This is a genomic window from Streptomyces sp. NPDC093085, from assembly GCF_040683935.1.
In the GTDB taxonomy this organism is placed as follows: Bacteria; Actinomycetota; Actinomycetes; order Streptomycetales; family Streptomycetaceae; genus Streptomyces.
Map to the genome: position 1 here is coordinate 28,771 of NZ_JBFBFB010000020.1, position 22,484 is coordinate 51,254.

The 22,484-nt window shown below is 70.5% G+C and carries 22 protein-coding genes and 2 pseudogenes; 15 read left to right on the forward strand and 9 right to left on the reverse strand.

Going from position 1 to position 22,484, the window contains the following annotated elements:
- The first annotated feature begins 213 nt into the window (after nucleotides 1–213).
- A complete protein-coding gene (locus AB0O07_RS34045; protein WP_365641027.1) occupies nucleotides 214–453 on the forward strand; it encodes a DUF6879 family protein in 240 nt (79 codons plus the stop codon).
- A gap of 158 nt (nucleotides 454–611) precedes the next feature.
- On the opposite strand, the gene AB0O07_RS34050 is transcribed toward AB0O07_RS34045, so the two are convergent.
- Nucleotides 612–1,103, reverse strand: coding sequence for a hypothetical protein (locus tag AB0O07_RS34050; RefSeq protein ID WP_365640836.1), 492 nt, complete (start codon nucleotides 1,101–1,103; stop codon nucleotides 612–614).
- Between the two features lie 151 nt (nucleotides 1,104–1,254).
- Here AB0O07_RS34050 and AB0O07_RS34055 point away from each other — a divergent pair.
- Nucleotides 1,255–1,527 (forward strand): annotated as a pseudogene (locus tag AB0O07_RS34055) (Scr1 family TA system antitoxin-like transcriptional regulator); the annotation flags it as partial.
- Nucleotides 1,528–1,635: 108 nt separating this feature from the next.
- Here AB0O07_RS34055 and AB0O07_RS34060 read toward each other — a convergent pair.
- Both AB0O07_RS34060 and AB0O07_RS34065 read right to left on the reverse strand, forming a co-directional pair.
- On the reverse strand, nucleotides 1,636–2,172 hold the full coding sequence (locus AB0O07_RS34060; protein WP_365640839.1) for a hypothetical protein: 537 nt from the start codon (nucleotides 2,170–2,172) through the stop codon (nucleotides 1,636–1,638).
- A 95-nt stretch (nucleotides 2,173–2,267) separates the two neighbouring features.
- On the reverse strand, nucleotides 2,268–2,597 hold the full coding sequence (locus AB0O07_RS34065) for a hypothetical protein (protein WP_365640841.1): 330 nt from the start codon (nucleotides 2,595–2,597) through the stop codon (nucleotides 2,268–2,270).
- A gap of 100 nt (nucleotides 2,598–2,697) precedes the next feature.
- On the opposite strand from AB0O07_RS34065, the gene AB0O07_RS34070 reads away from it, so the two are divergent.
- The gene (locus AB0O07_RS34070) at nucleotides 2,698–3,384 is read left to right on the forward strand and encodes a helix-turn-helix domain-containing protein (RefSeq protein WP_365640844.1); all 687 of its coding nucleotides are present in this window, start codon (nucleotides 2,698–2,700) and stop codon (nucleotides 3,382–3,384) included.
- A gap of 1,037 nt (nucleotides 3,385–4,421) precedes the next feature.
- On the opposite strand, the gene AB0O07_RS34075 is transcribed toward AB0O07_RS34070, so the two are convergent.
- Nucleotides 4,422–5,162: an SDR family oxidoreductase gene (locus tag AB0O07_RS34075; protein WP_365640847.1), complete on the reverse strand. Its 741-nt coding sequence runs from the start codon at nucleotides 5,160–5,162 to the stop codon at nucleotides 4,422–4,424.
- Between the two features lie 88 nt (nucleotides 5,163–5,250).
- Between AB0O07_RS34075 and AB0O07_RS34080 the strand changes: the two genes are divergently transcribed.
- Both AB0O07_RS34080 and AB0O07_RS34085 read left to right on the forward strand, forming a co-directional pair.
- The gene (locus AB0O07_RS34080) at nucleotides 5,251–5,721 is read left to right on the forward strand and encodes a MarR family winged helix-turn-helix transcriptional regulator (RefSeq protein ID WP_365640850.1); all 471 of its coding nucleotides are present in this window, start codon (nucleotides 5,251–5,253) and stop codon (nucleotides 5,719–5,721) included.
- 340 nt (nucleotides 5,722–6,061) lie between these two features.
- Complete coding sequence (locus AB0O07_RS34085; protein ID WP_365640852.1) at nucleotides 6,062–7,096, forward strand: hypothetical protein; 1,035 nt, start codon at nucleotides 6,062–6,064, stop codon at nucleotides 7,094–7,096.
- Nucleotides 7,097–7,150: 54 nt separating this feature from the next.
- On the opposite strand, the gene hemC (AB0O07_RS34090) is transcribed toward AB0O07_RS34085, so the two are convergent.
- Both hemC (AB0O07_RS34090) and AB0O07_RS34095 read right to left on the reverse strand, forming a co-directional pair.
- Nucleotides 7,151–8,107: a hydroxymethylbilane synthase gene (gene hemC / locus AB0O07_RS34090; RefSeq protein ID WP_365640854.1), complete on the reverse strand. Its 957-nt coding sequence runs from the start codon at nucleotides 8,105–8,107 to the stop codon at nucleotides 7,151–7,153.
- Nucleotides 8,104–8,715: an NUDIX hydrolase gene (locus AB0O07_RS34095; RefSeq protein ID WP_365640856.1), complete on the reverse strand. Its 612-nt coding sequence runs from the start codon at nucleotides 8,713–8,715 to the stop codon at nucleotides 8,104–8,106. The genes hemC (AB0O07_RS34090) and AB0O07_RS34095 overlap by 4 nt, the downstream gene beginning before the upstream one ends.
- Before the next feature lie 35 nt (nucleotides 8,716–8,750).
- Between AB0O07_RS34095 and hemC (AB0O07_RS34100) the strand changes: the two genes are divergently transcribed.
- The gene (gene hemC, locus AB0O07_RS34100) at nucleotides 8,751–9,674 is read left to right on the forward strand and encodes a hydroxymethylbilane synthase (protein WP_365641029.1); all 924 of its coding nucleotides are present in this window, start codon (nucleotides 8,751–8,753) and stop codon (nucleotides 9,672–9,674) included.
- Nucleotides 9,675–9,720: 46 nt separating this feature from the next.
- Here the strand turns inward: hemC (AB0O07_RS34100) and AB0O07_RS34105 are convergent, their stop codons facing one another.
- On the reverse strand, nucleotides 9,721–10,641 hold the full coding sequence (locus AB0O07_RS34105; RefSeq protein ID WP_365640859.1) for a hypothetical protein: 921 nt from the start codon (nucleotides 10,639–10,641) through the stop codon (nucleotides 9,721–9,723).
- A 186-nt stretch (nucleotides 10,642–10,827) separates the two neighbouring features.
- On the opposite strand from AB0O07_RS34105, the gene AB0O07_RS34110 reads away from it, so the two are divergent.
- Both AB0O07_RS34110 and AB0O07_RS34115 read left to right on the forward strand, forming a co-directional pair.
- Nucleotides 10,828–11,361 (forward strand): helix-turn-helix transcriptional regulator, encoded by a 534-nt coding sequence (locus AB0O07_RS34110; RefSeq protein ID WP_365640862.1) that lies wholly within the window; start codon nucleotides 10,828–10,830, stop codon nucleotides 11,359–11,361.
- Complete coding sequence (locus tag AB0O07_RS34115) at nucleotides 11,265–12,083, forward strand: hypothetical protein (RefSeq protein WP_365640865.1); 819 nt, start codon at nucleotides 11,265–11,267, stop codon at nucleotides 12,081–12,083. Before AB0O07_RS34110 ends, AB0O07_RS34115 begins: the two co-directional genes overlap by 97 nt.
- A gap of 163 nt (nucleotides 12,084–12,246) precedes the next feature.
- Here the strand turns inward: AB0O07_RS34115 and AB0O07_RS34120 are convergent, their stop codons facing one another.
- Nucleotides 12,247–13,119, reverse strand: a complete 873-nt coding sequence (locus AB0O07_RS34120; protein WP_365640867.1) for a hypothetical protein — start codon at nucleotides 13,117–13,119, stop codon at nucleotides 12,247–12,249.
- A 182-nt stretch (nucleotides 13,120–13,301) separates the two neighbouring features.
- Here AB0O07_RS34120 and AB0O07_RS34125 point away from each other — a divergent pair, with 182 nt between their 5' ends.
- The 6 genes and pseudogenes from AB0O07_RS34125 to cseC all read left to right on the forward strand — a co-directional run bounded on the left by AB0O07_RS34125 (nucleotide 13,302) and on the right by cseC (nucleotide 19,895).
- Complete coding sequence (locus AB0O07_RS34125) at nucleotides 13,302–14,012, forward strand: phosphatase PAP2 family protein (RefSeq protein ID WP_365640869.1); 711 nt, start codon at nucleotides 13,302–13,304, stop codon at nucleotides 14,010–14,012.
- Nucleotides 14,013–14,210: 198 nt separating this feature from the next.
- Nucleotides 14,211–15,248 carry an A/G-specific adenine glycosylase gene (locus tag AB0O07_RS34130; protein WP_365640871.1) on the forward strand — a complete coding sequence of 346 codons (1,038 nt, stop codon included), beginning with the start codon at nucleotides 14,211–14,213 and terminating at the stop codon, nucleotides 15,246–15,248.
- A 265-nt stretch (nucleotides 15,249–15,513) separates the two neighbouring features.
- Nucleotides 15,514–15,999: pseudogene (locus tag AB0O07_RS34135) on the forward strand (SigE family RNA polymerase sigma factor); the annotation flags it as partial.
- Nucleotides 16,000–16,883: 884 nt separating this feature from the next.
- Nucleotides 16,884–17,825 (forward strand): hypothetical protein, encoded by a 942-nt coding sequence (locus tag AB0O07_RS34140; RefSeq protein WP_365640874.1) that lies wholly within the window; start codon nucleotides 16,884–16,886, stop codon nucleotides 17,823–17,825.
- A gap of 10 nt (nucleotides 17,826–17,835) precedes the next feature.
- Nucleotides 17,836–18,540, forward strand: coding sequence for a two-component system response regulator CseB (cseB, locus tag AB0O07_RS34145; RefSeq protein ID WP_365640877.1), 705 nt, complete (start codon nucleotides 17,836–17,838; stop codon nucleotides 18,538–18,540).
- Nucleotides 18,541–18,554: 14 nt separating this feature from the next.
- Nucleotides 18,555–19,895 carry a two-component system sensor histidine kinase CseC gene (cseC, locus tag AB0O07_RS34150; protein WP_365641031.1) on the forward strand — a complete coding sequence of 447 codons (1,341 nt, stop codon included), beginning with the start codon at nucleotides 18,555–18,557 and terminating at the stop codon, nucleotides 19,893–19,895.
- Between the two features lie 117 nt (nucleotides 19,896–20,012).
- Here the strand turns inward: cseC and AB0O07_RS34155 are convergent, their stop codons facing one another.
- Entirely contained in the window at nucleotides 20,013–21,731 is a 1,719-nt protein-coding gene (locus AB0O07_RS34155; protein ID WP_365640880.1) for an MDR family MFS transporter, read from the reverse strand.
- Nucleotides 21,732–21,862: 131 nt separating this feature from the next.
- Here AB0O07_RS34155 and AB0O07_RS34160 point away from each other — a divergent pair, with 131 nt between their 5' ends.
- Nucleotides 21,863–22,453 (forward strand): helix-turn-helix domain-containing protein, encoded by a 591-nt coding sequence (locus tag AB0O07_RS34160; protein WP_365640882.1) that lies wholly within the window; start codon nucleotides 21,863–21,865, stop codon nucleotides 22,451–22,453.
- Nucleotides 22,454–22,484 lie beyond the last annotated feature (31 nt).

Sequence of the window (22,484 nt, forward strand, 5' to 3'; positions counted from 1 at the left end):
GACGACGTGCACAACGGCGCCCCGCGCCCAGCTCTCGGCTGAACCGACCCGCGCGCGCTGCCCTGCCGATCCCCCAGGACCGTCAGGGCATCGCACACGTAGAAGACGAGGTGAGCGGTGGCAACGACGCTTGAGCAGGAGTGGGCTCAAGTCACCCGTAATGCTGTGCACTTGGAGATGTGAGACAGCTACATCCGGGACGACCCCGCGTTCATCGCATGGCAGGAGGGCCGCGTATCCGAGGCCGCCACCGCCTACCGGGGATGGACTGATCTCGTGCGGAAGGCCACGGCGCGAGGCGTGGTGGTGCGCCGTGCCCGCATCGTCAGCGAGCCTTTGTCGGACTACACGCGATGTGAGTACGACGTGACCGGCGCGGTGAACCTCGCCGGCGGTGAACAGGTGCGTTGGCTGCCCCGGCGTCGCGCCTCGGACATCGCGCTGCCCCGGTAACGACTTCTGGGTTTTCGACGGCGCGCACGGGAAGTTCAACCACTTCACGGGTGGCTTTGTCTACGAGAACGGACAGCGAATGTTCACCACTTCGGGAGGCGCGAGCGATTCGAACGGTCAGCAGCCTGGGGCACCTCGGAGGCGCCGCTCTTCTCTGCTCACCCCGGAAACGCAGAACTCTCACCGACGGCGGCGAGAAGCTCGAAGGGGAGCTCTCGGTCCCCCTGGCCGATAGTGAGGCCGAGCCAGCGGCCGGCGGACGGCACCCGCCAAACCTGCATGTCCACGGCGACGTTGCACAAATAGCTCAACGGCTCGGGCGCCTCGTTGCCGGGGTAGTCCGGGTCATCAAGCCCGAGATAGGGCCGCAAGTCGATCGCCTCCGGGGCACCCCAGCGTCCAGTGAGAACGACAGCCAGCGCGGCAAGGTCGGCCGCCAGCTCCCCTTCAGCCGCGTCGACGACCTCGGTGCTCCGGTCTTCCCAGAAGTCCTGGCTCTCACGGAGCACCACCAAGTGGAAGCCGGGCCCGCCCCACTGCCCGTTCGCGTCCGGTCGGCCTTCTTCGTCAGGGAAGGGCCGAAGAAGCAAGCCATCGAGGATCGACAACTGGTCGTCGGCGTGGTCTGCGGACGGGTTCTGAGCGGGCATGGCCGAAGCGTAGCTTCGCGCGCCCAGCCGCCACGGCCGGGCCGTCGGGGCAGCTCGACCCACGTCACAAATATCGAACAGAGCCCGGGTCAGCTGACTCCCGAAGTGGTGAACATTCGCTGTCCGTTCTCGTGGACAAAGCCAGCACGGCCAGCTTGAGCACCTCCTGGCAATGTGCCGACTTCCCAACGTCAGCCTGGGAGTTGTTCCCGAGCGCCATGACCGTACGCGTATGCCGGTCGAGGGGTTCTGGGTCTACGACGCGGGCCAAGTCAACGTTGAGCTCGTGAGCGGCTACCTCACGATCACGCAGCCCAGCGAGGTGGGCATGTACGCGGACGCGTTCGCGGAGCTTGCCGACATCGCGGTGTACGGCCCGAAAGCCCGCAGGACGATCATGGCGGCGATTGCCGCCCTCGGGTGATCGCTCCGCAATCACGAGCAATCGGCTGGTAGCTGAGATTCCGCTGTCCCTAGTGCAGCACCGCGTTGATCCTTCGGGGGTCTGTGACTCCCAGTTTTTGGCGGCTTTTTAGCTGACCGGTGTTGCTGCCGATGTGCCTTGACGTGGCCAGGGGTATGCCGGGTCCTCAGTGATCTCCACCTGTTGGGGAGCGTTCCGGGGGAACGTCCAGATGCGGCCCGCAGTGTTGATCGCGGTCACTACGGTTTCGTCCAACGTGACTTCGGCGAACGGATTGGAGGAGCAGGAGACCGCCAGCCACTCCAGGGTGCATTCGTCGTCCCGGGTCAGGGCGACCCAGCCGATACTCCCGTGGGCCGATGTTTCGCCTGCCAAGGCACGGCTTCCGGCGAAGGCGTGTGTGGCGAACTCCGTGTCCACATCCATCCATTCGCTAGGGGTCCACACGTGGGCACGCAAAAGCTCCTGCCAGCGCCAGGTCGCCGCCTGTGGGTTGTGGAGTTGGTCGTGCGGAAAGAAACGCACGAGCTCCATCACTGACAAAGAGCCGTCACCGAACATGATGAAGTCTCCGGCAGGCGCCTCCCGAGCGCGCCAGCGCTCACGTACCTGGTTGGCGTCGGATATCGTTTCGAAAGAATCCACGCCCCCATGGTGACAGCGAACCGCGGATACGGGCGGTCCGACGGAGATCGAGTACGTGCCCGCCACGAAAGTCGGGAGTCACGGGGTCTGAGCGCTCAGGTGGGCGGGGCGCCGAGGTAGAGTCCGGCGGCGCAGTCCAAGGCGTCCTCGGGGGTGCCGAACGGCAGGCCGGTGGGCAGGATGTTGCCCTCATAGCGTTCGTTGCTGTAGGTGAACAGGGCGAAGCCCCACAGCTCGGGGTGTCCGGTGTCCTTCAGGCGGCACAGTTGCAGGTCGCCGTCATCGTCGTCGGCCACGACGGCGTCGATGTAGGCGTAGCCGGCCCGCCAGCGGACCTTGATCTCGGTGATCTGTGGCCAGCACCGGGCGTGGGCGGTCAGTCGTTGCTGCAATGCGGCCGTCTTGGCGGCGTTCGGGCTGGCCATGGCCCCATCTTGCCCGACCCCGGCCCCGGTGCCCGCGTGGCACCCGGCCGCAGACTCGCGGAATGATCAGCGGAGCAGCAGGCTGATCTCAGGGTGGGCGATGGCGCTGGATAGTCCGTTCAGGATCGAATTGACGTCGGCCGAACAGGAGGAGCTGGAACAGCTGGCCGCCGCCCGGACAGCACCGTTTCAGCAAGTGCAGCGGGCCGGGGCGATCCTGGCCCTGGCTGGCGGAGCGTCCAACGCCGCCGTCGGCCGCGATCTGAACCGGCACGTCGACACCATCCGCGCCTGGCGCAAGCGGTTCGCCGCCGAACGCCTGACCGCACTGACCGACCGGCCCCGACCTTTGGGCCGCCCGAGGCTGAGCCCGGAGGACAAGCTGCGGATCATCGCCGCGGCCACCGCCGCGCCGCCGGGCCCGGACACGGTGTGGACCCACCGGCTGCTGGCCGAGCAGCTGCACCTGTCCGGCGGGCTGGCGGTCTCCGCCTCGCAGGTCGGACGGATCCTGGACAGCGTCGATCTCAAGCCGCACCTGGTGCGCGGCTGGCTGACCCGCCCGCCCGACCCAGAGTTCTTCACCCGCGCCGCCGACGTCTGCGACCTCTACCGGACCTGCCCGGCCAACTCCGTGGTGATCTCGGTGGACGAGAAGACCGGAATCACCGCCCGCTCCCGCAACGAACTTGCCGCACGCATCGACGACTTCGTCTGGACCTACGACGAACACGACGCCAAGCCCTACCGCTGGACCTACGACGGCTCCCCGCTCAAAGCCACGTGAACCCCTGAAGGATCAACGAGGTGCTGCACTAGCGTGGTCGTCATCGATCCACGCGAGGGGACAGCGGCGATGGCGAGCAGAAGCGGCACATCGACTGCTTCCGGCAGGCCAAGGGCGAGCTGTAACCGGCCCCGTGCTGTGATCCGGCACGTTCGGCACGCGCCGCGACCCACCAGCCCCCGGAAGGGCGGGGTTCCCTTGCCCGCCCCCATATCGCTACAAACAAGGAGGGCCCAGCATGGGCATCGACAATGTCAACGGCTACGACGTAGCGGGCAACGAGATCATCAGCGCCCCCGAGCCGGAGCCGGAGCCCGACGAGGACGGCGACGGAGATGACAACTAGTACCCCCGGATCAGGTGACGGCAGTGCTCGCAGGACCGCGCGACGGTTCCTGAAACACGGGTTCCCCGAAGCCTCTGAGCTGTCGTGGCTGTGTCAGATGCACAAGGACCCGGAAGCCATGCGGCTCGTGCTCCGCTCCCGGTACGTGTGTCTGCACTGCCAGCGTGAGCGCACCCGCGCCTGACCCCTGCCCCCCCCGGCCCCGCCCTGGGCTTCCCGGTCGGCCCGTTCGCGTCCTTCGTGGCGGGCGTCAAGGCGGGCGAGTTCGGCACCGCCCGATCACCCGGCGCAGCAGGTACCGGTTCGTACCGGTCCACCGGCACCCCTGCGCCCTGCGCCCTGCGCCCCCGGAGCATGGCGGGGCTTCATCGACGACGTGCACAACGGCGCCCCGCGCCCAGCTCTCGGCTGAACCGACCCGCGCGCGCTGCCCTGCCGATCCCCCAGGACCGTCAGGGCATCGCACACACCTGGGGGCTTGAGCCCCGGGCCACCCGCCCCGGGCCACCCGCCCCGGGCCCCGGGCCCCGGGGCGGGTGGCGCGGGGCACCTCCACCACCGGCCCCGGCCACCGGCCCCGGCCCCGGCCCCGGCCCCGGCCAGCCGTGGAACACCAGGCCGCCGGCAAGTTCCTTCTGCGCGCCGACGGCTGCCGCCGCCCGCTGTCCCCGGTCATCACGTCCGGGCAGTTCTAGGTGTTGAGGCCGCCGTCGATGGTGATGGTGGTGCCGGTGATGTGGCGTCCGCCGTCGCCGGCGAGGTGGGCGATCATCGAGGCGATGTCGTCGGGGCGGCCGTAGCGGCCCAGTGGGGTCAGGTCGCGCATGCGGTGCGCCTGGGGCCCGTCGGCGGGGTTGGCGTCGGTGTCGGTGGGGCCGGGCTGGACCAGCACGGCGTTGATGCCCCGGGGGCCGAGTTCACGCGCCAGACCGCGGACGAGCCCGTGGAGCGCGGACTTGCTGGACGCGTAGAGCGCCATGCCGGGGAAGGGCGTGTAGTCGGCGACGTTACTGCCGAGGACGATGATCCGGCCGCCGTCGGGCAGGTGGCGCAGGGCCTCCTGGACGGTGAGGATGACCGCTCGGACGTTGAGATCGAAGGTCTGATCGATGTCGGCGACGCTGAGTCTGTCGATCGTGCCGGGGATCATGACCGCGGCGCTGTTGACGAGGATGTCGAGCCGCCCGAGACGCTCGGCGCCCTCGCTGACCGCGCCGCGCACTTGCGCGGGGTCGGCGCTGTCCGCCTTCAGCGGTATGGCGGTCCGGCCCAGTTCCCGAACCTGGCCCGCCAGGGCCTCGGCCTGTTCGTGGGAGCTGGTGTAGGTGAAGGCAACGTCGGCGCCGTCGCGTGCGAGGCGCAGTACGGTTGCGGCGCCGATGCCTCGGCTGCCGCCGGTGATGAGGGCGGCTTTGCCTGCCAGGGGGCTCATGGGTGCCTTTCCGGTGGAGTCACTTGCTTAGGCAAGTGATACTCCGCGAAGCTTGCCTGGTCAAGCGTCTCAGGGCACAGTGGGCCGCATGCACGGCGACGACACCCTCACCCCGCAGGAGGCGCGGCTCCTGCACGAGATGGGCCGCCTCGTGCACGCCCTTCCCCGGGCCCTGGAAGACGACATGAACCGCACCGCCGGCCTGACGATGACGGACTTCGCGGTCCTCCTCCGGCTCAGCGAAGCGCCGGAGCGGCGCTTGCGCATGGCCGAACTCGCCGGCCTCATGGGGCTGACCCCGAGCCGGATCACGCGCGTCGTCGACGGACTGCGCAGCCGGGACCTGGTGACCAAAGACCGCGACCCCGCCGACTTCCGCGGCATCGTCACCACACTCACCGGCGCGGGACTCGCCGCGATGGAGAAAGCGCATCCCCATCACCGCGCCAGCGCGCGTCGGCGGATCCTCGACCACATACCGGCCGACGAACTCCCTCTGCTGTACAACACAATTCGCCAGATCAACGCTGTTCTCGCACAGGACGAGGCCACGCCATGAGAATCCGCCCCCCCCCTTCATGAGCACCCCGACTCATGACCGCCGGGACAGCTCCCCGGTGGACGCCATGGCGAGGCGGCACGGAGCTTGAGCTTCGGGGGTCGAGCTCTGCTTGTAAGGACTGGTTGGTTCCTGTTTCCCACCCACCCTCCCTACCCGCCTTCCCCGCCTCCCCGCCTCCCCGCCTCCCCGCCTCCCCGCCTCAACGGTTGACTTTTCGCTGTCGAGTTGCGACGCAGGGTGAGATCCGTCTACCTTGCCCCTGAAACGTAAAACGGTCCCCGCCGGGTGTTAGCCGCACCTGACGGAGACCTCACCAGTCAGATCGGACACGATCCTCATGGCTGCTTCGCAGTTTAGTGTTGCGCCGCCGCGCGTGCACACCGCTCCCCATCCGATGGCCAACCCCGGGTACGGGAAGCGCTCGGCCGCCGGTCAACCGGCCCCCTCCACAGACGACTTCGCCCTCCTGCCCGGACGGGAAGCCGCCATCGCCGGGTTCATCGACCGGCTCCCCGACGGGGCCGACATCTCTGTGAAAGCCCTGGCCAAGGTGATGGAGTACGGACAGTGCGCCTTACGCACCGCCCTCAACTTCCTCGAACGCGCCGGACATCTCCTCCGCCGACGCGAATTCCTGACCGGAGACGGGGGCGGACGCTGGGTCACCCGTACGTGGTTCTCCCGCACCGCACGCAAGGGTGACGCCTGGGACACAGGCGCCGACACCGAGACCCCGGGCTCCCCGGACTCCGTGGGCTCCCCGGATGCCGACCCGGGCGCCGCCCCGGCCGCCCGGCCGACGACCGGCACCACCCCGGCCCCGGCTTCCACCCCGGCCGGCAGCGGACCCGCCCCCGCCCCGGCTTCCGCCCCGGCCCCCGCCCCCGTCGCTGCGCCCTGGACGCAGGCGGCCCGGCCGACACGCTCCCGGGGATACCTCCTCCTCGCCGCCCTGGGACGCCACTGCCCCACCCTCTCCCTCCCCGCCGCCGACTGCGCCGCCCTGGAACCCCTGGCCACCGAATGGTTCGCACGCGGAGCCGGGGAGCAGAACATCCTGCACGCCCTCACCCACGGACTGCCCACCCCCGTACACCACCCCGCCGGACTCGTACGCTCCCGGCTCACCACCAAGCTGCCACCCGACCCGGCGGACATGCCGACCACCCCGAACCCGGCGGCGGGCGCCCTCGTGGAGTGCGCCGCCTGCCAGGCACCGGGACGGCCGGAGGCCCTGGTCGACGGGGAGTGCCGGGACTGCCGAGGCACGTACACCCCCGTACAGGCCCCCGCCCCACTGCCACCGCACCGCGTCCGCGCCCTCGCCGCCGAAGCGCGGAACGCCGCCGCGTCGGGGCTGGACAAGGGCTAGGGCCTGTCTGACAATTCCCGCCTCCGGGCGACGACGGGAATTGTCAGACAGGCCCTAGTGGGGGATGCCCATGATCAGGTCACGGGCTCCCTGCCGAAGAAGCTCGGCGCAGACCCGTGCCCCCAGGACGGCGGGGTCGTTGCCGTCCTCTCCCCAGAACTGGGCGTGCGCGAAGTGCGCGCCTTCGCGGCTGAAGACCATGCCGCGCAGGACGAGTTGCCCGTCGGGACCAGTGGCGCAGCGGCCGGCAATCGGGGAATTGCAGTGCCCTCGGAGGCCGTGCAGCATGACGCGCTCGGCCGTCAGCTCCCTCATCGTCTTCTCGTCGTTGATCTGTTGGAGCACCCCGAGCACGGGGCCGTCGTCGCGGCGGCACTCGGCCCCGATGACTCCGGCTCCGACGGCAGGAAGCATCTCCTCCAGGGAGAGGATCTGTTCCGCCCGGTCACCCAGGCCGAGACGTTGCAGGCCGGCCATGGACAGAACCATGGCGCTCCAGCCGCGATCGCCTTTGTCGAGCCTTTCGACGCGGCTACCGACGAGTCCGCGTACGCGTTCGACCTGGAGGTCGGGGCGGTCGCGGAGGATCTGGGCCTTGCGCCGTACGGCCGAGGAGGCGACGACGGCGCCTGCGGGCAGATCGCCGAGACTCTTGTGGTCGGATCCATCGGGGAAGAGGACAACGTCGTGGACGTCTTCCCGGTGAAGGTACGCGCCGAAGATCAGCCCCTCGGGTAAGGGCTGGTCACCCGGTACGTCCTTCATGCAGTGCACGGCGACATCGATCTGTCCGCGCTGGAGCTTCTCGTCTACGGCTTTGGTGAAGAGTCCCTTGCCGCCGAGTCGCGCCAGGTCACCCTGCCATTTGTCGGCTTCCGTGGTGTGGGTGACGATTTCCGTCCGGATGCCGGGGGCGTGTTCACGGATCAGCTCCGCGACCTGTCCGGCCTGAAAGATGGCCATAGGGGCCGCGCGAGTGCCGATCCGGATCAGTTCGGGCGTGCCGCTCACCGGAGTTCTCCCATCTCGTGGAGGTAGGCGACCGTGCCGTTGTCGGCCGCGTCGATCAGGTAGTGAATGCGTTGCCAATCCGGGGGCTTCAGCACAGTGCGCCAGTCGTCCATCGTCCTCAGCCCCCAGTCGTCGTGCTCGCCGGACAGTTCGACGCAGGCGTCCAGGTATGCGGCTTCGAGCCGGCCTCCGTCGAAGAAGAACCCCATGCGATTACCGGTCCAGCCATGCGCGGGAAGGGCGAAATCGAGGCCGACCAGTCGGAGCGGACGTCCGGGGACGACGCCCGCCTCTTCGGCCAGTTCCCGGAGCGCGGCGCCGATGGGGTACTCACGGTGGTCGAGGTGACCACCGGGGAGCTGCCACGCACGGGGCCCGGCACCGGACTTGTGAAGGAGCAGTACGCGCCCGAGGTGATCACGGATCAGCGCGGCAGCCCATGAGGTGGCGTGTGGGAGCGACGCGTCGAACGCGGCTCGTGACCGACTTTTCGGATGCTCAGCCACAGCACTCCTCCAGTTCCCAATACCGACAATTAGTCGGAAAACTAGCCGACAAAAGGTTGGAAAAGCACACTGATGAACCGCAGTAGCATGTGCGACCAACACCCGTCCAAAGAAGCGGAGTTGACGCCGTGCCCACGGTGATTGTCGGATCGCGTGCCAGCCGGCTGGCCAGAGCGCAGGTCAGGGAGTGGCTAGGACCGATGCGCGAGCGGTTCCCGGACATCACCTTCAAGCAACGCGTGGTCCTGGAGGGCGGCGACGAGGATCGCCGGACGGGTTCGCTCGCCGAGGTCGCCGCGAAAACGGAAAGCGGGAACGCCTTCTCCGGCAAGCAACAGCGCGCTCTGCTCTCGGGTGAAGTCGATGTCGTCGTGCATTCCTTCAAGGATCTGCCGACCGAGCCCACACCGGGCCTGATGGTCCTGCCGGTTCCCGGACCCCGGGAAGACGTCCGAGATGTGCTGTGCGGCCACACCCTTGCCACGCTGCCCGTCGGCGCCCGTGTCGGCACCGGAGCCCAGCGCCGCATCGCCCAACTGCTCGCCCTGCGCCCCGACGTCGTCACCGTGCCGATCAAGGGAAACGTCCCACCGCGTCTCGGCAGGCTCAAAGGCCCCGGCGCCGTTGACGCGGTCCTCCTGGCCGCCGCCGGGCTCGGCCGGCTCGGCATCGGTTCCGAGACCCGCGAATACCTCGACGTCACGACGTTCCCTCCGTCGCCGGGGCAGGGGGCACTCGCGATCCAGGTCCGCAGCGAGGACGAGCGCCTTAGGGAGCTGCTGGCCGGTATCGGCGACCCCGTCGTGGACGCGACCGTACGCGCGGAGCGGTCGATGCTGGAGGCACTGCACGGCGGGTGCTCCGTGCCCGTCGGGGCCCACGCCACGGTGGACGCGGACGAGCTGCGACTCGCCGGCACGGTGACCTCCCTCGACGGCAAGGAGCAGATCCGCGCCACCGCTATGGGCCCCCTGAGCGACCCGGAGGGACTCGGGCGAGCGGTGGCGACAGAACTGCTGGAACGGGGTGCGGACGGCATCCTGGCCGCGATCCATCGCTAGTGCCGTGACCGGCGATGCCTGCTCGGGGCAGAGCTTGCGCGGAGGGTCACTGGAGCCTGCGTGCGATCTCCACCGCGCCGTAAGAGATGACGCGGTCGGCCCCAGCTCGTCGGAGCATGGTGAACGCTTCCACCAAGGGACGTACGTCACGGGTGCCGTCCGCGTTGGCCGGAGCGAGAGCGGCGTACTCGCCGCTGACGGAGAAGGGCATCAACGGGACCGGGCACTCCTCGCGCAGCCGCATCAGCGTGTCCACCGTGAACAGGGCAGGCTCCAACAGGATCATGTCAGCGCCCTCGGAGACCATGGCGAGACCTGTCCGTACTGCCTCGTCAGTCCGGCGAGGAGCGATCTGGAACGCTCGCGCACCCGACGCCGGAGCGGCGCTCATGGTTGTCCGGTAACCCTCGTACAGCGCGGAGTCGAAAATTAAGTGGGGCATGATCGACACGTCGCGATGGCCCGATTCGTCGAGAGCTGTCCGGACAGCCCTGATGGTGCCCGGAATCATCGCGGCCGGCCCTACGATGTCGGCCCCGGCCCCGGCCTGCGTAACAGCCTGCGTGGCCAGCACCTCGCCTGTGGCCGCGATGTCCACGCCGTGATGGTCAGTGAGGTAGCACTCTCCGGTGGTGGTGTGCGAACACACACACGTCTCCGTGATCACGGCTACTTCCGGCGCTTCGTTCTTCACTGCCTCGACCGAGCGTGCCATGAGGCTGTGCGGCGACATCGACTGCGCGGCCCGGTCGTCGCGCATGCGGCTGCCGGCGAAGAGCTTTACCGATCGGATACCCGAGTCGGATGCCTGCCGGACCGCCTTCGGGATATCCCGGAGAGCCACGGTCGGCATCGGACGGGGCTCCTGGTCGTTGTCCTCGTGTACGAGCAGAACCATGGTCAGATCCTCGGGGACCAGGGCGGGCCCGGCGAGGAAATGCCTGACGGCAGGGCGGTGAACGGGCATGGTCTCCTCCTCGGTGTGTCACCAAGCCGTACCGGCACGGCGAGCTTCCCCGCGTTTACGGGGCAGAGCGGGCCGGGATCGCGAAGGCTGATGTTCAGTCAATGCCTCAGCCGGGCAAGTGGATAGGTGCCAGGGTGTAGGCCATCTGCATGCCTCTTGTATGCCAGGAGCCCAAAGGGGAGGCTCATGACCCTCGGTGAAAAGATCCGCGAACTGCGCGAAGCGCGGCGCCTCTCCCAAGCCGCACTGGCGCGCGAACTCAACAACGCCCGCTGGGGCATCGGTTCGGACACGGTACGCGGCACATGCACTGGCCACTACGTCTACCGATGGGAGAAGGGCATCCGTCATCCGGAGGACTGGTTGCCCCATCTCGAACAGGTGCTTGAGGTAGACCTCTCCGGTTACGGTGAATCTCCCGAGCCTGATACGGATGTTCTTGACCTGGAAGGGCTGGTGCCTCCTGTGGACCGTAGAGCATCCTTGGAGCCGGGACGGTCGCCGGCATCGCACTGTCCGCCCCCTCGGCCCTGGCGCAGGGCCGCCGCATCGGCCGTGCTGATGTCGTCCGCGCGGGCAAGCGACTGGCAGCGCTGCGCAGGCTGGACGACTACAGCGGTGGCGTGTCCGTCTACCCGAAGGTCGTCGCCGAGATCAAGACACACGCCGGCATGGCCGCTCACGGTTCCTACACGGAGCCCGTGGCGCGGGACCTGCTGAGCGGGCTTGCGGAGCTGTACCAGTTCGCTTCGTGGACCGCTTTCGACACCGGGCGCATCTCTCGTGCCCGGAAGTACGCGCTGGCTGCGGCGAGCGCCGCGAACCAGGCGGGGAACCATACCTTGGGTTCGACAGCTCTCTCCGAGCTGTCGTACCTGACATCATCCACAGCCGATCCCCGAGAGGGCGTCGCCATGGCGAAGGCGTCATTGACGAACGCTCCCCGAGATGTTCTCCCCGCTGTTCGCGTGGTCCTGGCGGACAGGCTCGCGTGGGCCTGTGCCCGGACAGGAGACGCCTCCGGTGTGGACCGTGCGATCGGGCTGTCGGAGCAGGCTCACGATCAGCGTGACACCGATCGGGTGGAGGAGCCGGACACCGTCTATTGGATCAACCGCGACGAGTCGGAGATCATGGCCGGACGGTGCTGGGCGGAGCTGCGGCAGCCTAAGAAGGCCGTGCCGATCCTGGAGGGACTGACCGCTCCCTACGACGAAACGCATGCCCGGGAAGTAGGACTGTATGCGTGCTGGCTGGCTGGGTCATATCTCGATGCCGGTGCCCTGGACGAGGCAACGCACGCAGCCGATCGGGCGGCGAACCTGAGCTACCACACCGCGTCGCCACGCTTGAACGACTGGGTCAAGGACACGCTGACGCGTTTCGAACCCCACCGGCAGCACTCGGGCGTGCGTGAACTTCTGGGTGCGTACAGCTCCTAGCAGCGACCCAGACTCGGCGAGCACGGCATCAGGCTGGGCCCAAGGCACAGGACCCAGGCGCTTCTTCCGGCAGTTCTCGGCCCTTCGTCGGGTGAACCATCGGAGGGCCTTCGGCGGTTCACCCGCCGGAGGGCGCTCGGCCCTTCGTCGGACGGCCGGCCCGTCAGTCCTTCTCCAGTCGGATCGACTGCCGTGCCTGCTTCACCGTCGCGCCCGGCGCCGCCGCCTCGACCAGGTAGGTGCCCGGACCGACCGCCTCCGACGGCGGGGTGGCGCACTGGGACTTGCTGCGCTTGCGGTCCCACTCGACGGTGCGGGTGACCGTGGAGTGCGCGGGCACCTGGAAGACCGCGCTGCCCGCCTGGGGGCAGTCCTCCGAGGACCAGACCGGCTCGTCGTCGGAGTCGGTGACGGTGAGCACCATCGCCTTCGGGCCGAAGTCCGCCTTGCAGGTGGTGTCCGAGGTGTTCTTCGCGAAGAGCCGGAACACGGGCTTCTCACCGGGGCCGTAAGCGACCTTCGTGGTGGCGAGGCCCAGCGTCAGGGAGCCCGGGGCGCAGGTCGGCAGGGCGGAGCCGGCGGGGACCTGCCGGCCGGAGGTGGTGGAGCCCGCGCCACCGGCGCCGCCCGCCCCGCCGTTGTCGGCACCGCCCGAGGCCTCGTCGCCGCCCGCGCCGCCGCCGGAACCGGAGCCGGCGCCCTCCGTGTCCGCGCCGGAGGTGTCGCCGTTCTTGCCGCCGTCGCCGCCCGCGTCCGTACCGCCGCCGTCCCCGCCCCCGTCGGAGCCGCCGGACTCGTCGCGCCCGCCGGGCTGCGCGCTGATGGCGGGCCCGGAGCCGGAGGGGCCCGGGGTGATGGTCGGCGCGGGCGTGGCGCCGTCGCCCTTGCCGTCCGCCTTCTTCACCACGTCTCCGCCCGAGGTGACGGCCCATACGACGAGCAAGGCGAGCAGCGCGACCAGCGTCGCCGCTACTGCCCTCCGTCGCCAGTAGATGGTGGAGGGAAGCGGCCCGACCGGATTGCGCAAAGATCCCACGGCTCAAACCTTACGAGAGATCCGGACCAACTCCCGCCCCCCATGCCGTCGATACGGCCAAGTTTTACGGATGATCATCCTGGACCCCCGGTTCCGGACCGCCCGGCACCGCCGCCGGCCCCGCTGACGCGGGTTCAGGTGGCGATTGAGGGAACTTGGGGTGTCATCGGTACGTTCTCCCTATGAACAGCAGCCTAACCAGAGGCCTTTACAGCGACGTCCTCGACTTCGCGCATACGACCCCTTCGTGGTTCCAGTTCCTGGCGGAGATATGGACGGAGGCCGGACTGCTCCTGTTCGGGGTCCTCTTCCTCGTCGTCTGGTGGCAGGCGCGGCCGGGCGGCTCGCGGGCGGTGGCGGTCGCGGTGCTCGCGCCGGTCGGGACGGCCGTCGCCTATGTGTGCAGCGAGGCCGCCAAGTCGGTGATCCAGGAGAACCGTCCCTGCCGTACGGTCACGGACGCCGTCTCCCTCGTCCCCTGCCCGCCCGTCGGGGACTGGTCCTTCCCCAGCAACCACTCGACCATCGCCGCTGCCGCCGCCGTCACCCTGGTGCTGGCGCGCCGGGGCCTCGCCTGGCTGACGGTGCCGATGGCGCTGCTGATGGGGTTCTCGCGGGTCTTCGTCGGGGTCCACTACCCGCATGACGTGGCGGTGGGCCTGGTGCTGGGCACGGTCGCGGCCACGCTCTTCGTGCTGGTGGCGACCCGTCCCGTACAGCGGCTGGTCGAGTCGATGCGCGGCTCCGGGTCGGGAGCGGCGCGCTGGCTGGCGGGTCCGGGCGACGGCGCGGGCGACCCGGCGGGCGACGGTGCCGGTGCCGGGGCCGGGGCCGGCACGGGCCGCGGCAGGCCGGCCGGGTCGCGCGGGCGGCACAGCGCCGGGCGGAGCTGAGGGCACGTACCGGCGTACGGGGGCGCGGAGGTACGGGTACGGACGTACGGGGGCGCGGACGCACGGGCGCGGCTCCATGGGGCGCGGATATCCGGCGACGGCGACTGACCCGGGCGCGTGGTGCTGACCGGCGTACTCCGGCGTACGCCCGTCCGCTGCGGCGTCCGCGCCCCCGCACATGTCAGGATCGGAGCTGCCATGACTGCTACCTCTGCCACCTCTGGCACCCCCACCGCCGCTCCCGCCGCCCCCCAGCCCACTCCCCCGCCGTCCCCGGACCCCTCGCATCCCCCGTTCCCCCAGGCCTCCCCGGCCCCGGACGGACTGCCCTCAGGGCTCCCCTCCGGACTTCCCTCCGGACTCCCCTCCGGGCTCCACACCCCCGTCATCGCCTGGTTCGAGACCCACGCCCGCGATCTCCCCTGGCGCCGCCCCGAGGCCGGTGCCTGGGGGGTGATGGTCAGCGAGTTCATGCTCCAGCAGACCCCGGTGAGCCGGGTCCTGCCGGTGTACGAGCAGTGGCTCGCCCGCTGGCCGCGCCCCGCCGACCTGGCCGCCGAGCCGCCCGGTGAGGCGGTCCGCGCCTGGGGCCGGCTCGGCTATCCGCGCCGCGCGCTGCGGCTGCACGGGGCCGCGCAGGCGATAACGGAGCGGCACGGCGGCGACGTACCCCGCGAACACGCGCACCTGCTCTCGCTGCCCGGGATCGGCGAGTACACGGCCGCAGCGGTGGCGTCGTTCGCGTACGGGCAGCGGCACGCCGTGCTCGACACGAACGTGCGCCGCGTCCTGGCCCGCGCCGTCAACGGCGTCCAGTACCCGCCGAACGCCACCACCGCCGCCGAGCGGAAACTCGCCCGCGCCCTGCTCCCCGAGGACGCGCCCACGGCCGCCGACTGGGCGGCCTCCTCCATGGAGCTGGGCGCGCTGATCTGCACCGCGAAGAACGAGGAGTGCGTACGGTGCCCGATCGCCGCCCGGTGCGCCTGGCGGCTCGCCGGGAAGCCGGCCCACGCGGGTCCGGCGCGGAAGGGCCAGACGTACGCGGGCACCGACCGCCAGGTGCGCGGCAAGCTCCTCGCCGTGCTGCGCGAGGCGTCCGGCTCCGTACCGCAGGCGGCGCTGGACGCGGTGTGGGACGAGCCGGTGCAGCGGGCCCGGGCGCTGGACGGGCTGGTCGCCGACGGCCTGGTCGAGCCCCTGGACCACGGCAGGTACCGGCTCCCGCAGGGCTGATCCCCGGCTGATCCTCCCGGCCGGTCCCGGGCTGATCCCCCGGCTGATCCCCGGCCGGTCCCGGGGCGGTTCCGGGCCGGTTCCGCTGTCACGGGGCCGAACAGGGGCCTGACCGGGCGCCGTTACACAACCGATGGACAGCCGTGCGTCCGCCGACGGCTGTCCCGCACAGCCCCGTGACAACCGCTCCGTAGGTTCATTGCTGTCAGGGAGATGCCGCCGGGAACGCGGCATGGAGATGGTCACGGGGTCGGAGGCGGTTGGCATGGCGCAGGGCGAGGTACTCGGTTTCGAGGAGTACGTACGGACCCGGCAGGACGCTCTTCTGCGGAGCGCCCGGCGGCTGGTCCCCGATCCCGTCGACGCGCAGGATCTCCTCCAGACCGCGCTGGCCCGTACGTACGGCCGCTGGGACGGCATCGCCGACAAGTCGCTGGCCGACGCCTATCTGCGCCGCGTCATGATCAACACCCGTACCGAGTGGTGGCGGGCGAGGAAGCTGGAGGAGGTCCCCACCGAGCAGCTCCCGGACGCGAGCGTCGAGGACGGCAGCGAGCAGCGGGCGGACCGGGCGCTGCTGATGGACATCCTCGGGGTGCTCGCTCCCAAGCAGCGCAGCGTCGTGGTGCTGCGACACTGGGAGCAGATGAGCACGGAGGAGACCGCGGCGGCGCTCGGGATGTCGGCGGGTACCGTGAAGAGCACGCTGCACCGCGCACTGGCCAGGCTCCGCGAGGAGTTGGAGAACCGCGCGGCCGAGGGTCTGGACCGGGGGGTCGTGAACGAGATGCGCGACCGGGCCCAGGCTCGCACGCAGCCGCAGGCACAGCCGCAGGCACGGGTACGGGTACGGGCGGAGGCGCCGTCGGCGTCGCGGCCGCAGACGCCGGTACGGGCGGAGGCGCCGGTACGGGCGGAGGCGCCGGTACGGGCGGAGGCGCCGTCCGCGTCCCGGCCGCAGGCGACGTCGCGGCAGGCGGCGCGGCAGGTGTCGCGGACGGCGGTGGCCGCGCGGGCCGCCGTGGCGGCGCGGCAGGCGTCGGCGGCGCGCCGTCCGGTGCCGGTGGCTCCGGTGACGCCGGTCGCCCCGGTCGCTCCGGCGGCGGTGGCGGCGCGGCAGGCCGCGGCGGCTCGCCAGGCGTCGGCGGCGCGGCAGGCCGTGGTGGTCCGCCATGACGCACGGGGTGGCCGGGGCGGCCACCAGGAACGGGGGCAGGAGAGGTGCGCGGCCTGAGAGAACCGGGCCGGCCGGGAGACGACGACCCGGACGGGGACGGAGGCGACGGAGCGAGACCGGCGGGGCGCGCGGACGCGCCGCCGGGGCAGGGCTCCGCGGGGAACGGCCCCGCGGGGCGGGCAGCACCGGAACGGGAGCGGCCGTCCGGGCAGGTAGCGCCGGAACGGGAGCGACTGTCCGGCCAAGGAGCGCCGGAACGGGAAGGGCCGTCCGGCCGGGAAGCGTCAGGACGGGAGCGGCCGTCCGGCCAAGGAGCGCCGGAACGGGAGCGGCCGTCCGGCCAGGAAGCGCCGGGACGGGAAAGGCCGTCCGGCCAAGGAGCGTCAGGACGGGAAAGGCCGTCCGGGCAGGGAGCGTCAGGGCATGGCTCGTCGGGTTCGCCGGGTACGCCGGGGTCATTGGGGGCTCCGGGTTCGTTGGGCTCGCCGGTGACGGCGCACGGCTCACTCGCGGCGGGTGGCACGGTACTGGCCGGGCTCGCCGCTTTCGGCATGCTCGCGGCCGGCTGCGCGACGGGCGGTACGGGGACGAGGGACGAGGGCGCGGCCGTGACCTCCCCGGTCGAGCGGGCGGGACCGACGCCCCGGGCCTCCTCGGTGGTCACCCCCTCCCACACGGTGGACTCGGTGGCCCTGCTCAAGGACGACCCCAAGGTCAGCGCCCGGATCAAGGCCGACCTGAAGCCGTGCTCCGAGGACGCGTACCCGGTGGACACGTCGTACGGGAATGTCACCGGCGGCAGCTCGCCCGATGTCGTCATCAATGTGATGACGTGCGGCGACGCCGTCGGTATCGGCACGTTCGTGTACCGGGAGCGGAACCACGCGTACGAGAACGTCTTCGCGGCGGAGGAACCCGCCGTGTACTCCACGATCGACCGGGGCGAGCTGGTCGTCACCCAGCAGGTGTACGCCAAGGGCGACCCGGTGACGTACCCCTCGGGCGAGGATGTCGTCACGTACCGCTGGGACAACGGCAAGTTCACCGAGCGGTACCGGGTGCGCAACGACTACAGCCGGTCGGCCGGGAGCGGCGACGGCGAGCCGAAGAGCGCGGCCACCGAGATGCCGACCAAGGTGCCGACGGAGCCCCGGCCCGAACCGGAGGGCCCCACCTCGCTCCGTAGCCCGGCCCCGCAGGGCGCCGCGTCGCCCGCCACCAGGCCGGCGGAGTCGGCGGCCTCAGCCGGAACCATCGCGTCCGCCCAGCTCGTCCCCCACTCCGGAACCACTGGCCTCACCAGCACCAGAGAGACCACCGGCACCAAAAAGACCGCCGGCACCGTCGGCACCACCGCCCCCGCGAACACCGCGAGAACCACCGAGACCACCGAGGACTGAGAGCCGCAGGATGGCAGAGACCCATGTCCTGTTCGTCGAGGACGACGACGTCATCCGCGAAGCCACCCAACTCGCGCTGGAGCGCGACGGCTTCGTGGTCACCGCCATGCCCGACGGACTCTCCGGCCTGGAGGCGTTCCGCGCGAACCGCCCGGACATCGCGCTGCTCGATGTGATGGTGCCCGGCCTGGACGGGGTCAGCCTCTGCCGGCGGATCCGGGACGAGTCCACCGTGCCCGTGATCATGCTGTCGGCGCGCGCCGACTCCATCGACGTGGTGCTCGGCTTGGAGGCGGGCGCCGACGACTACGTCACCAAGCCCTTCGACGGCGCGGTGCTCGTCGCCCGGATCCGCGCCGTGCTGCGCCGCTTCGGCCACGCCAACCGCCCGGCGGGCGAGCAGGGCGGCCCGGACGACGGCGCCGGGCAGGGCCTGCTCTCCTTCGGCGACCTGGAGGTCGACACGGAGGGCATGGAGGTACGGCGCGGAGGGCAGCGGGTGGCGCTGACCCCGACCGAGATGCGCCTCCTGCTGGAGTTCTCGGCCGCGCCCGGCACCGTACTCTCCCGTGACAAGCTGCTGGAACGGGTCTGGGACTACGGCTGGGGCGGGGACACCCGGGTCGTGGACGTCCATGTGCAGCGGCTGCGCGCCAAGATCGGCCAGGACAGGATCGACACGGTCCGCGGCTTCGGCTACAAGCTCAAGGCATGAGGGGCCTCGTCATCATGAAGGGCCTCGTCATCCGGACCGGTGTCCGGTGGAAGATCAGCATCGCGATCGCGGCGGTCAGCGCCCTCGTCGCGGTGGCGCTCAGCCTGGTCGTGCACAACTCGGCCCGGGTCTCGATGCTCGACAACGCCCGTGAGGTGCAGTTGGAGCGGCTGCTCTTCGCGCAGCGGATGTACGACAGCACGAAGGAGCCGAAGTTCGGCACCCGGGTCGACGACCCCCGGCTGCCGCACTCGCTCCAGCAGAAGATGAAGGAGGGGCGGCGCGCGACCTATGTGGAGGAAGGGTCGGACGGGGCGCCCGATGTCTGGGCGGCCGTCCCCCTGAACAACGGGAGCGTGCTCTCGCTCCACAACCAGTTCGCCGACCGCTCCACCACCATCATGAAGGACCTGGACCGCTCCCTGATCATCGGCTCGGTCTCGGTGGTCTTCGGCGGCTGCGCCCTCGGCGTGCTGATCGGCGGCCAGCTCTCGCGGCGGCTCAGCAAGGCAGCGGCGGCGGCGGTCCGGGTCGCGCAGGGCAACACCGACGAACGGGTCGGGGACGCCGTGGGCGGTCGCGTACGGGACGAGACGGACGAGCTGGCCCGCGCGGTGGACGCGCTGACGGACGCGCTGAACGAGCGGATCGAGGCCGAGCGCCGGGTCACCGCCGACATCGCCCACGAGCTGCGCACCCCCGTGACGGGGCTGCTCACGGCGGCCGAGCTGCTGCCGCCGGGCCGCCCCACCGAGCTGGTACGGGACCGGGCTCAGGCCATGCGCACGCTGGTCGAGGACGTGCTGGAGGTGGCGCGGCTGGACAGCGCGTCGGAGCGGGCCGAGCTCCAGGAGATAGCCCTGGGCGAGTTCGTCTCGCGCCGGGTGGCCACGCTCAACCCCGCCATCGAGGTCCAGGTCGTCCACGAGTCGTGGGTCAACACGGACCCCAGGCGGCTGGAGCGGATCCTGGGCAATCTGCTGGCCAACGCCGCCAAGCACGGCGGCACCCCGGTCGAGGTGACGGTGGAGGGCCGGGTCGTACGGGTACGGGACCACGGCCCCGGGTTCCCCGAGGCGCTGCTCCGCGAGGGCCCCAGCCGGTTCCGTACCGGCGCCACGGACCGCGCGGGGTACGGCCACGGCCTGGGCCTGACCATCGCGGCGGGCCAGGCCCGCGTCCTGGGCGCGCGCCTCACGTTCCGCAACGCGACCCCGGAGGGGGCCGAGCCCGTCCAGGGCGGCGGCGTGGAGGGCGCGGGCGGCGCGGGCGGCGCGATCGCGGTCCTGTGGCTCCCCGAGCACGCGCCGACGAACACGGGGAGCTTCCCGATGCTGGAGCAGTTGCAGGACTGAGAGTCCCTGATACGGCAGCGGCCCCCGGCGCGCGATGCGCCGGGGGCCGCCGTCATGGGGAGTTGGGTCCCTGATCCCCGAGCGGTGGGGAGAGACGGGAGAGTCCGGGGAAGCCGGTCAGGCGGACTGGGGCACCTTGTCGGTGTCCACCGCCGCCGGAGCCTTCCCGGCGTCGGCGTCCCCGGCGGCCGGGCCGCCCCGCAGCGGGACCTCGCGGACGAAGAACGCCGCCACGAGCGCGATCACCGCGATGGCCGAGCCCAGGATGAACGCCGAGTGCGTACCGGCGGAGACCGCCTGCTGGTACGCCTCGCGCACCGCCTCCGGCAGCTTCGCCAGGCTCGCCGCGTCGAGCTGCGCGGACTGCTGGGTCGCTCCGGCGCCGCCGGAGCCCGCCCGGGCCGCCATCTCGTCCTGCACCTTGTTGGTGAAGAGCGCGCCCATGATCGCGGCACCGAAGGAGCCGCCGAGCGTACGGAAGAGGGTGGTGGTGGAGGAGCCGACGCCCATGTCCTTCATCTCGACGCTGTTCTGCGCGACGAGCATGGTGATCTGCATCAGGAAACCCATCCCCGCGCCGAGCACCGCCATGTAGAGGCCGGAGGTGAACCGGGTGGTCCCGGTGTCCATCTGCGCGAGGAGGAAGAGCCCGGCGACCATCAGGATGGAGCCCAGGATCGGGAAGATCTTGTACTTGCCGGTGCTGGTGGTGATCCGGCCCACGACCAGCGAGACGACCATCATCGAGAGCAGCATCGGCAGGAGCAGCAGACCGGAGTTGGTCGCGGACGCGCCCTGGACCGCCTGCTGGTAGAGCGGGAGGAAGAGGACGGCGCCGAACATCACGAAGCCGGTCAGGAAGCCGATCACGGACATGGCCGAGAAGTTGCGGCTGCGGAAGATGTGCAGCGGCATGATCGGCTCGGCGGCCTTGGTCTGGACGGCGACGAACCCGACCAGCGCGGCGACCCCGCCGAAGATCAGCGTGAGGATCATGGCGGAGTCCCAGGCGTACTCCGTACCGCCCCAGGTGGTGACCAGCACGATCGCGGTGATGCCCACGGTCAGCAGCGCGGCCCCGAGGTAGTCGATCTTCGCGTCGGAGCGCTCCTTGGCCGGCAGGTGGAGTACGGCGGTGATCATCGCGAGGGCGACGGCACCCAGCGGGAGGTTGATGTAGAAGCTCCAGCGCCAGCCGAGGTGGTCGGTGATGGTGCCGCCGACCAGCGGCCCGCCGATCATGGCGAGGGCCATGACCCCGGCCATCATGCCCTGGTACTTGCCGCGCTCACGCGGCGGGATGAGATCCCCGATGATCGCCATGACCCCGACCATCAGACCACCGGCGCCGAGCCCCTGCACGGCCCGGAAGCCGATGAGCTGCCCCATGTCCTGGGCCATACCGCTGAGCGCGGAGCCGATCAGGAAGACGACGATGGAGGTGAGGAAGACACCCTTGCGGCCGTAGAGGTCGCCGAGCTTGCCCCAGATCGGGGTGGAGGCGGCGGTGGCGAGGGTGTACGCGGTGACCACCCAGGAGAGGTGCGCGAGGCCGCCCAGCTCACCGACGATGGTCGGCATCGCCGTACCGATGATCATGTTGTCCAGCATGGCGAGCAGCATGGCGATCATCAGCGCCATGAGGACGACCCGCACACTGCGCTGCTGCTTCCCGCCGTCCGCACCCTCCACGGCGACGGCACCGGAGCCACCGGAGGCACTGGAGCCCGGCGCGCCGGCTATGGACCCGCCGGCAGCTCCCCCCGCTCCGTCCGCCGCCGGCTCCGCTGGGACCGCGTCCGCGGCCGCTTTCTTCTGGTTCCCGCTCGAAGTCATCTTTTCCCCACCGCTCCCTGAGCGCCTTACAACCCGGCTACTTACTTGCCAACCGGCTAGCTGACTAGACTACGGTAAGGTAGACCTTCTACTTGCCGGGCGTCAAGTAAGTTAATTTCGGGAGAGCACCCATGGGCGGCACCACACAGCACCCTCGGCGCGGGAACACCCGCCAGCGGATCCAGGACGTCGCGCTGGAGCTGTTCGTGGAGCAGGGGTACGAGAAAACCTCCCTGCGCGAGATCGCCGAGCACCTGGACGTCACCAAGGCCGCGCTCTACTACCACTTCAAGACCAAGGAAGACATCCTCATCAGCCTCGTCGAGGACCTGACCCGCCCGGTCGACGAACTGATCGACTGGGCCTACGAGCAGCCGCGGACCCTGGAGAACAAGAAGGAGATCCTGCGCCGCTACAGCGCGGCCCTCCGCGACGCCGCCCCGCTCTTCCGCTTCATCCAGGAGAACCAGGCGGCCGTACGCGAACTGAGCGTGGGCGGGAACTTCAAGGACCGCGTGATCCGCCTGCTCGCCCTCTTCAAGGAGCCCGACGCCTCCCTGGTGGACCAGGTGCGGTGCGTGAGCGCGCTCTTCACCATGCACACCGGGATGTTCGCGTTCCGGGACATCGAAGGAGACCCCGAGGAGAAGCGCAAGGCCATCCTGGAGGTCTCCACCGAACTGATCACCAAGGCGCACCACGAGAGCGCGCCGCAGGCATGAGCGGGGTCACACCCGGACCGTCAGCCGGTCA

Bases quoted from the DNA above. Each gene is read 5' to 3' on its own strand.
- AB0O07_RS34050 (WP_365640836.1), bottom strand. From the start codon at position 1,103: ATGCCCGCTCAGAACCCGTCCGCAGACCACGCCGACGACCAGTTGTCG.
- AB0O07_RS34065 (WP_365640841.1), bottom strand. From the start codon at position 2,597: ATGGCCAGCCCGAACGCCGCCAAGACGGCCGCATTGCAGCAACGACTG.
- AB0O07_RS34070 (WP_365640844.1), top strand. From the start codon at position 2,698: ATGGCGCTGGATAGTCCGTTCAGGATCGAATTGACGTCGGCCGAACAG.
- AB0O07_RS34075 (WP_365640847.1), bottom strand. From the start codon at position 5,162: ATGAGCCCCCTGGCAGGCAAAGCCGCCCTCATCACCGGCGGCAGCCGA.
- AB0O07_RS34080 (WP_365640850.1), top strand. From the start codon at position 5,251: ATGCACGGCGACGACACCCTCACCCCGCAGGAGGCGCGGCTCCTGCAC.
- AB0O07_RS34085 (WP_365640852.1), top strand. From the start codon at position 6,062: ATGGCTGCTTCGCAGTTTAGTGTTGCGCCGCCGCGCGTGCACACCGCT.
- AB0O07_RS34105 (WP_365640859.1), bottom strand. From the start codon at position 10,641: ATGCCCGTTCACCGCCCTGCCGTCAGGCATTTCCTCGCCGGGCCCGCC.
- AB0O07_RS34110 (WP_365640862.1), top strand. From the start codon at position 10,828: ATGACCCTCGGTGAAAAGATCCGCGAACTGCGCGAAGCGCGGCGCCTC.
- AB0O07_RS34125 (WP_365640869.1), top strand. From the start codon at position 13,302: ATGAACAGCAGCCTAACCAGAGGCCTTTACAGCGACGTCCTCGACTTC.
- AB0O07_RS34130 (WP_365640871.1), top strand. From the start codon at position 14,211: ATGACTGCTACCTCTGCCACCTCTGGCACCCCCACCGCCGCTCCCGCC.
- cseB (WP_365640877.1), top strand. From the start codon at position 17,836: ATGGCAGAGACCCATGTCCTGTTCGTCGAGGACGACGACGTCATCCGC.
- cseC (WP_365641031.1), top strand. From the start codon at position 18,555: ATGAAGGGCCTCGTCATCCGGACCGGTGTCCGGTGGAAGATCAGCATC.
- AB0O07_RS34155 (WP_365640880.1), bottom strand. From the start codon at position 21,731: ATGACTTCGAGCGGGAACCAGAAGAAAGCGGCCGCGGACGCGGTCCCA.
- AB0O07_RS34160 (WP_365640882.1), top strand. From the start codon at position 21,863: ATGGGCGGCACCACACAGCACCCTCGGCGCGGGAACACCCGCCAGCGG.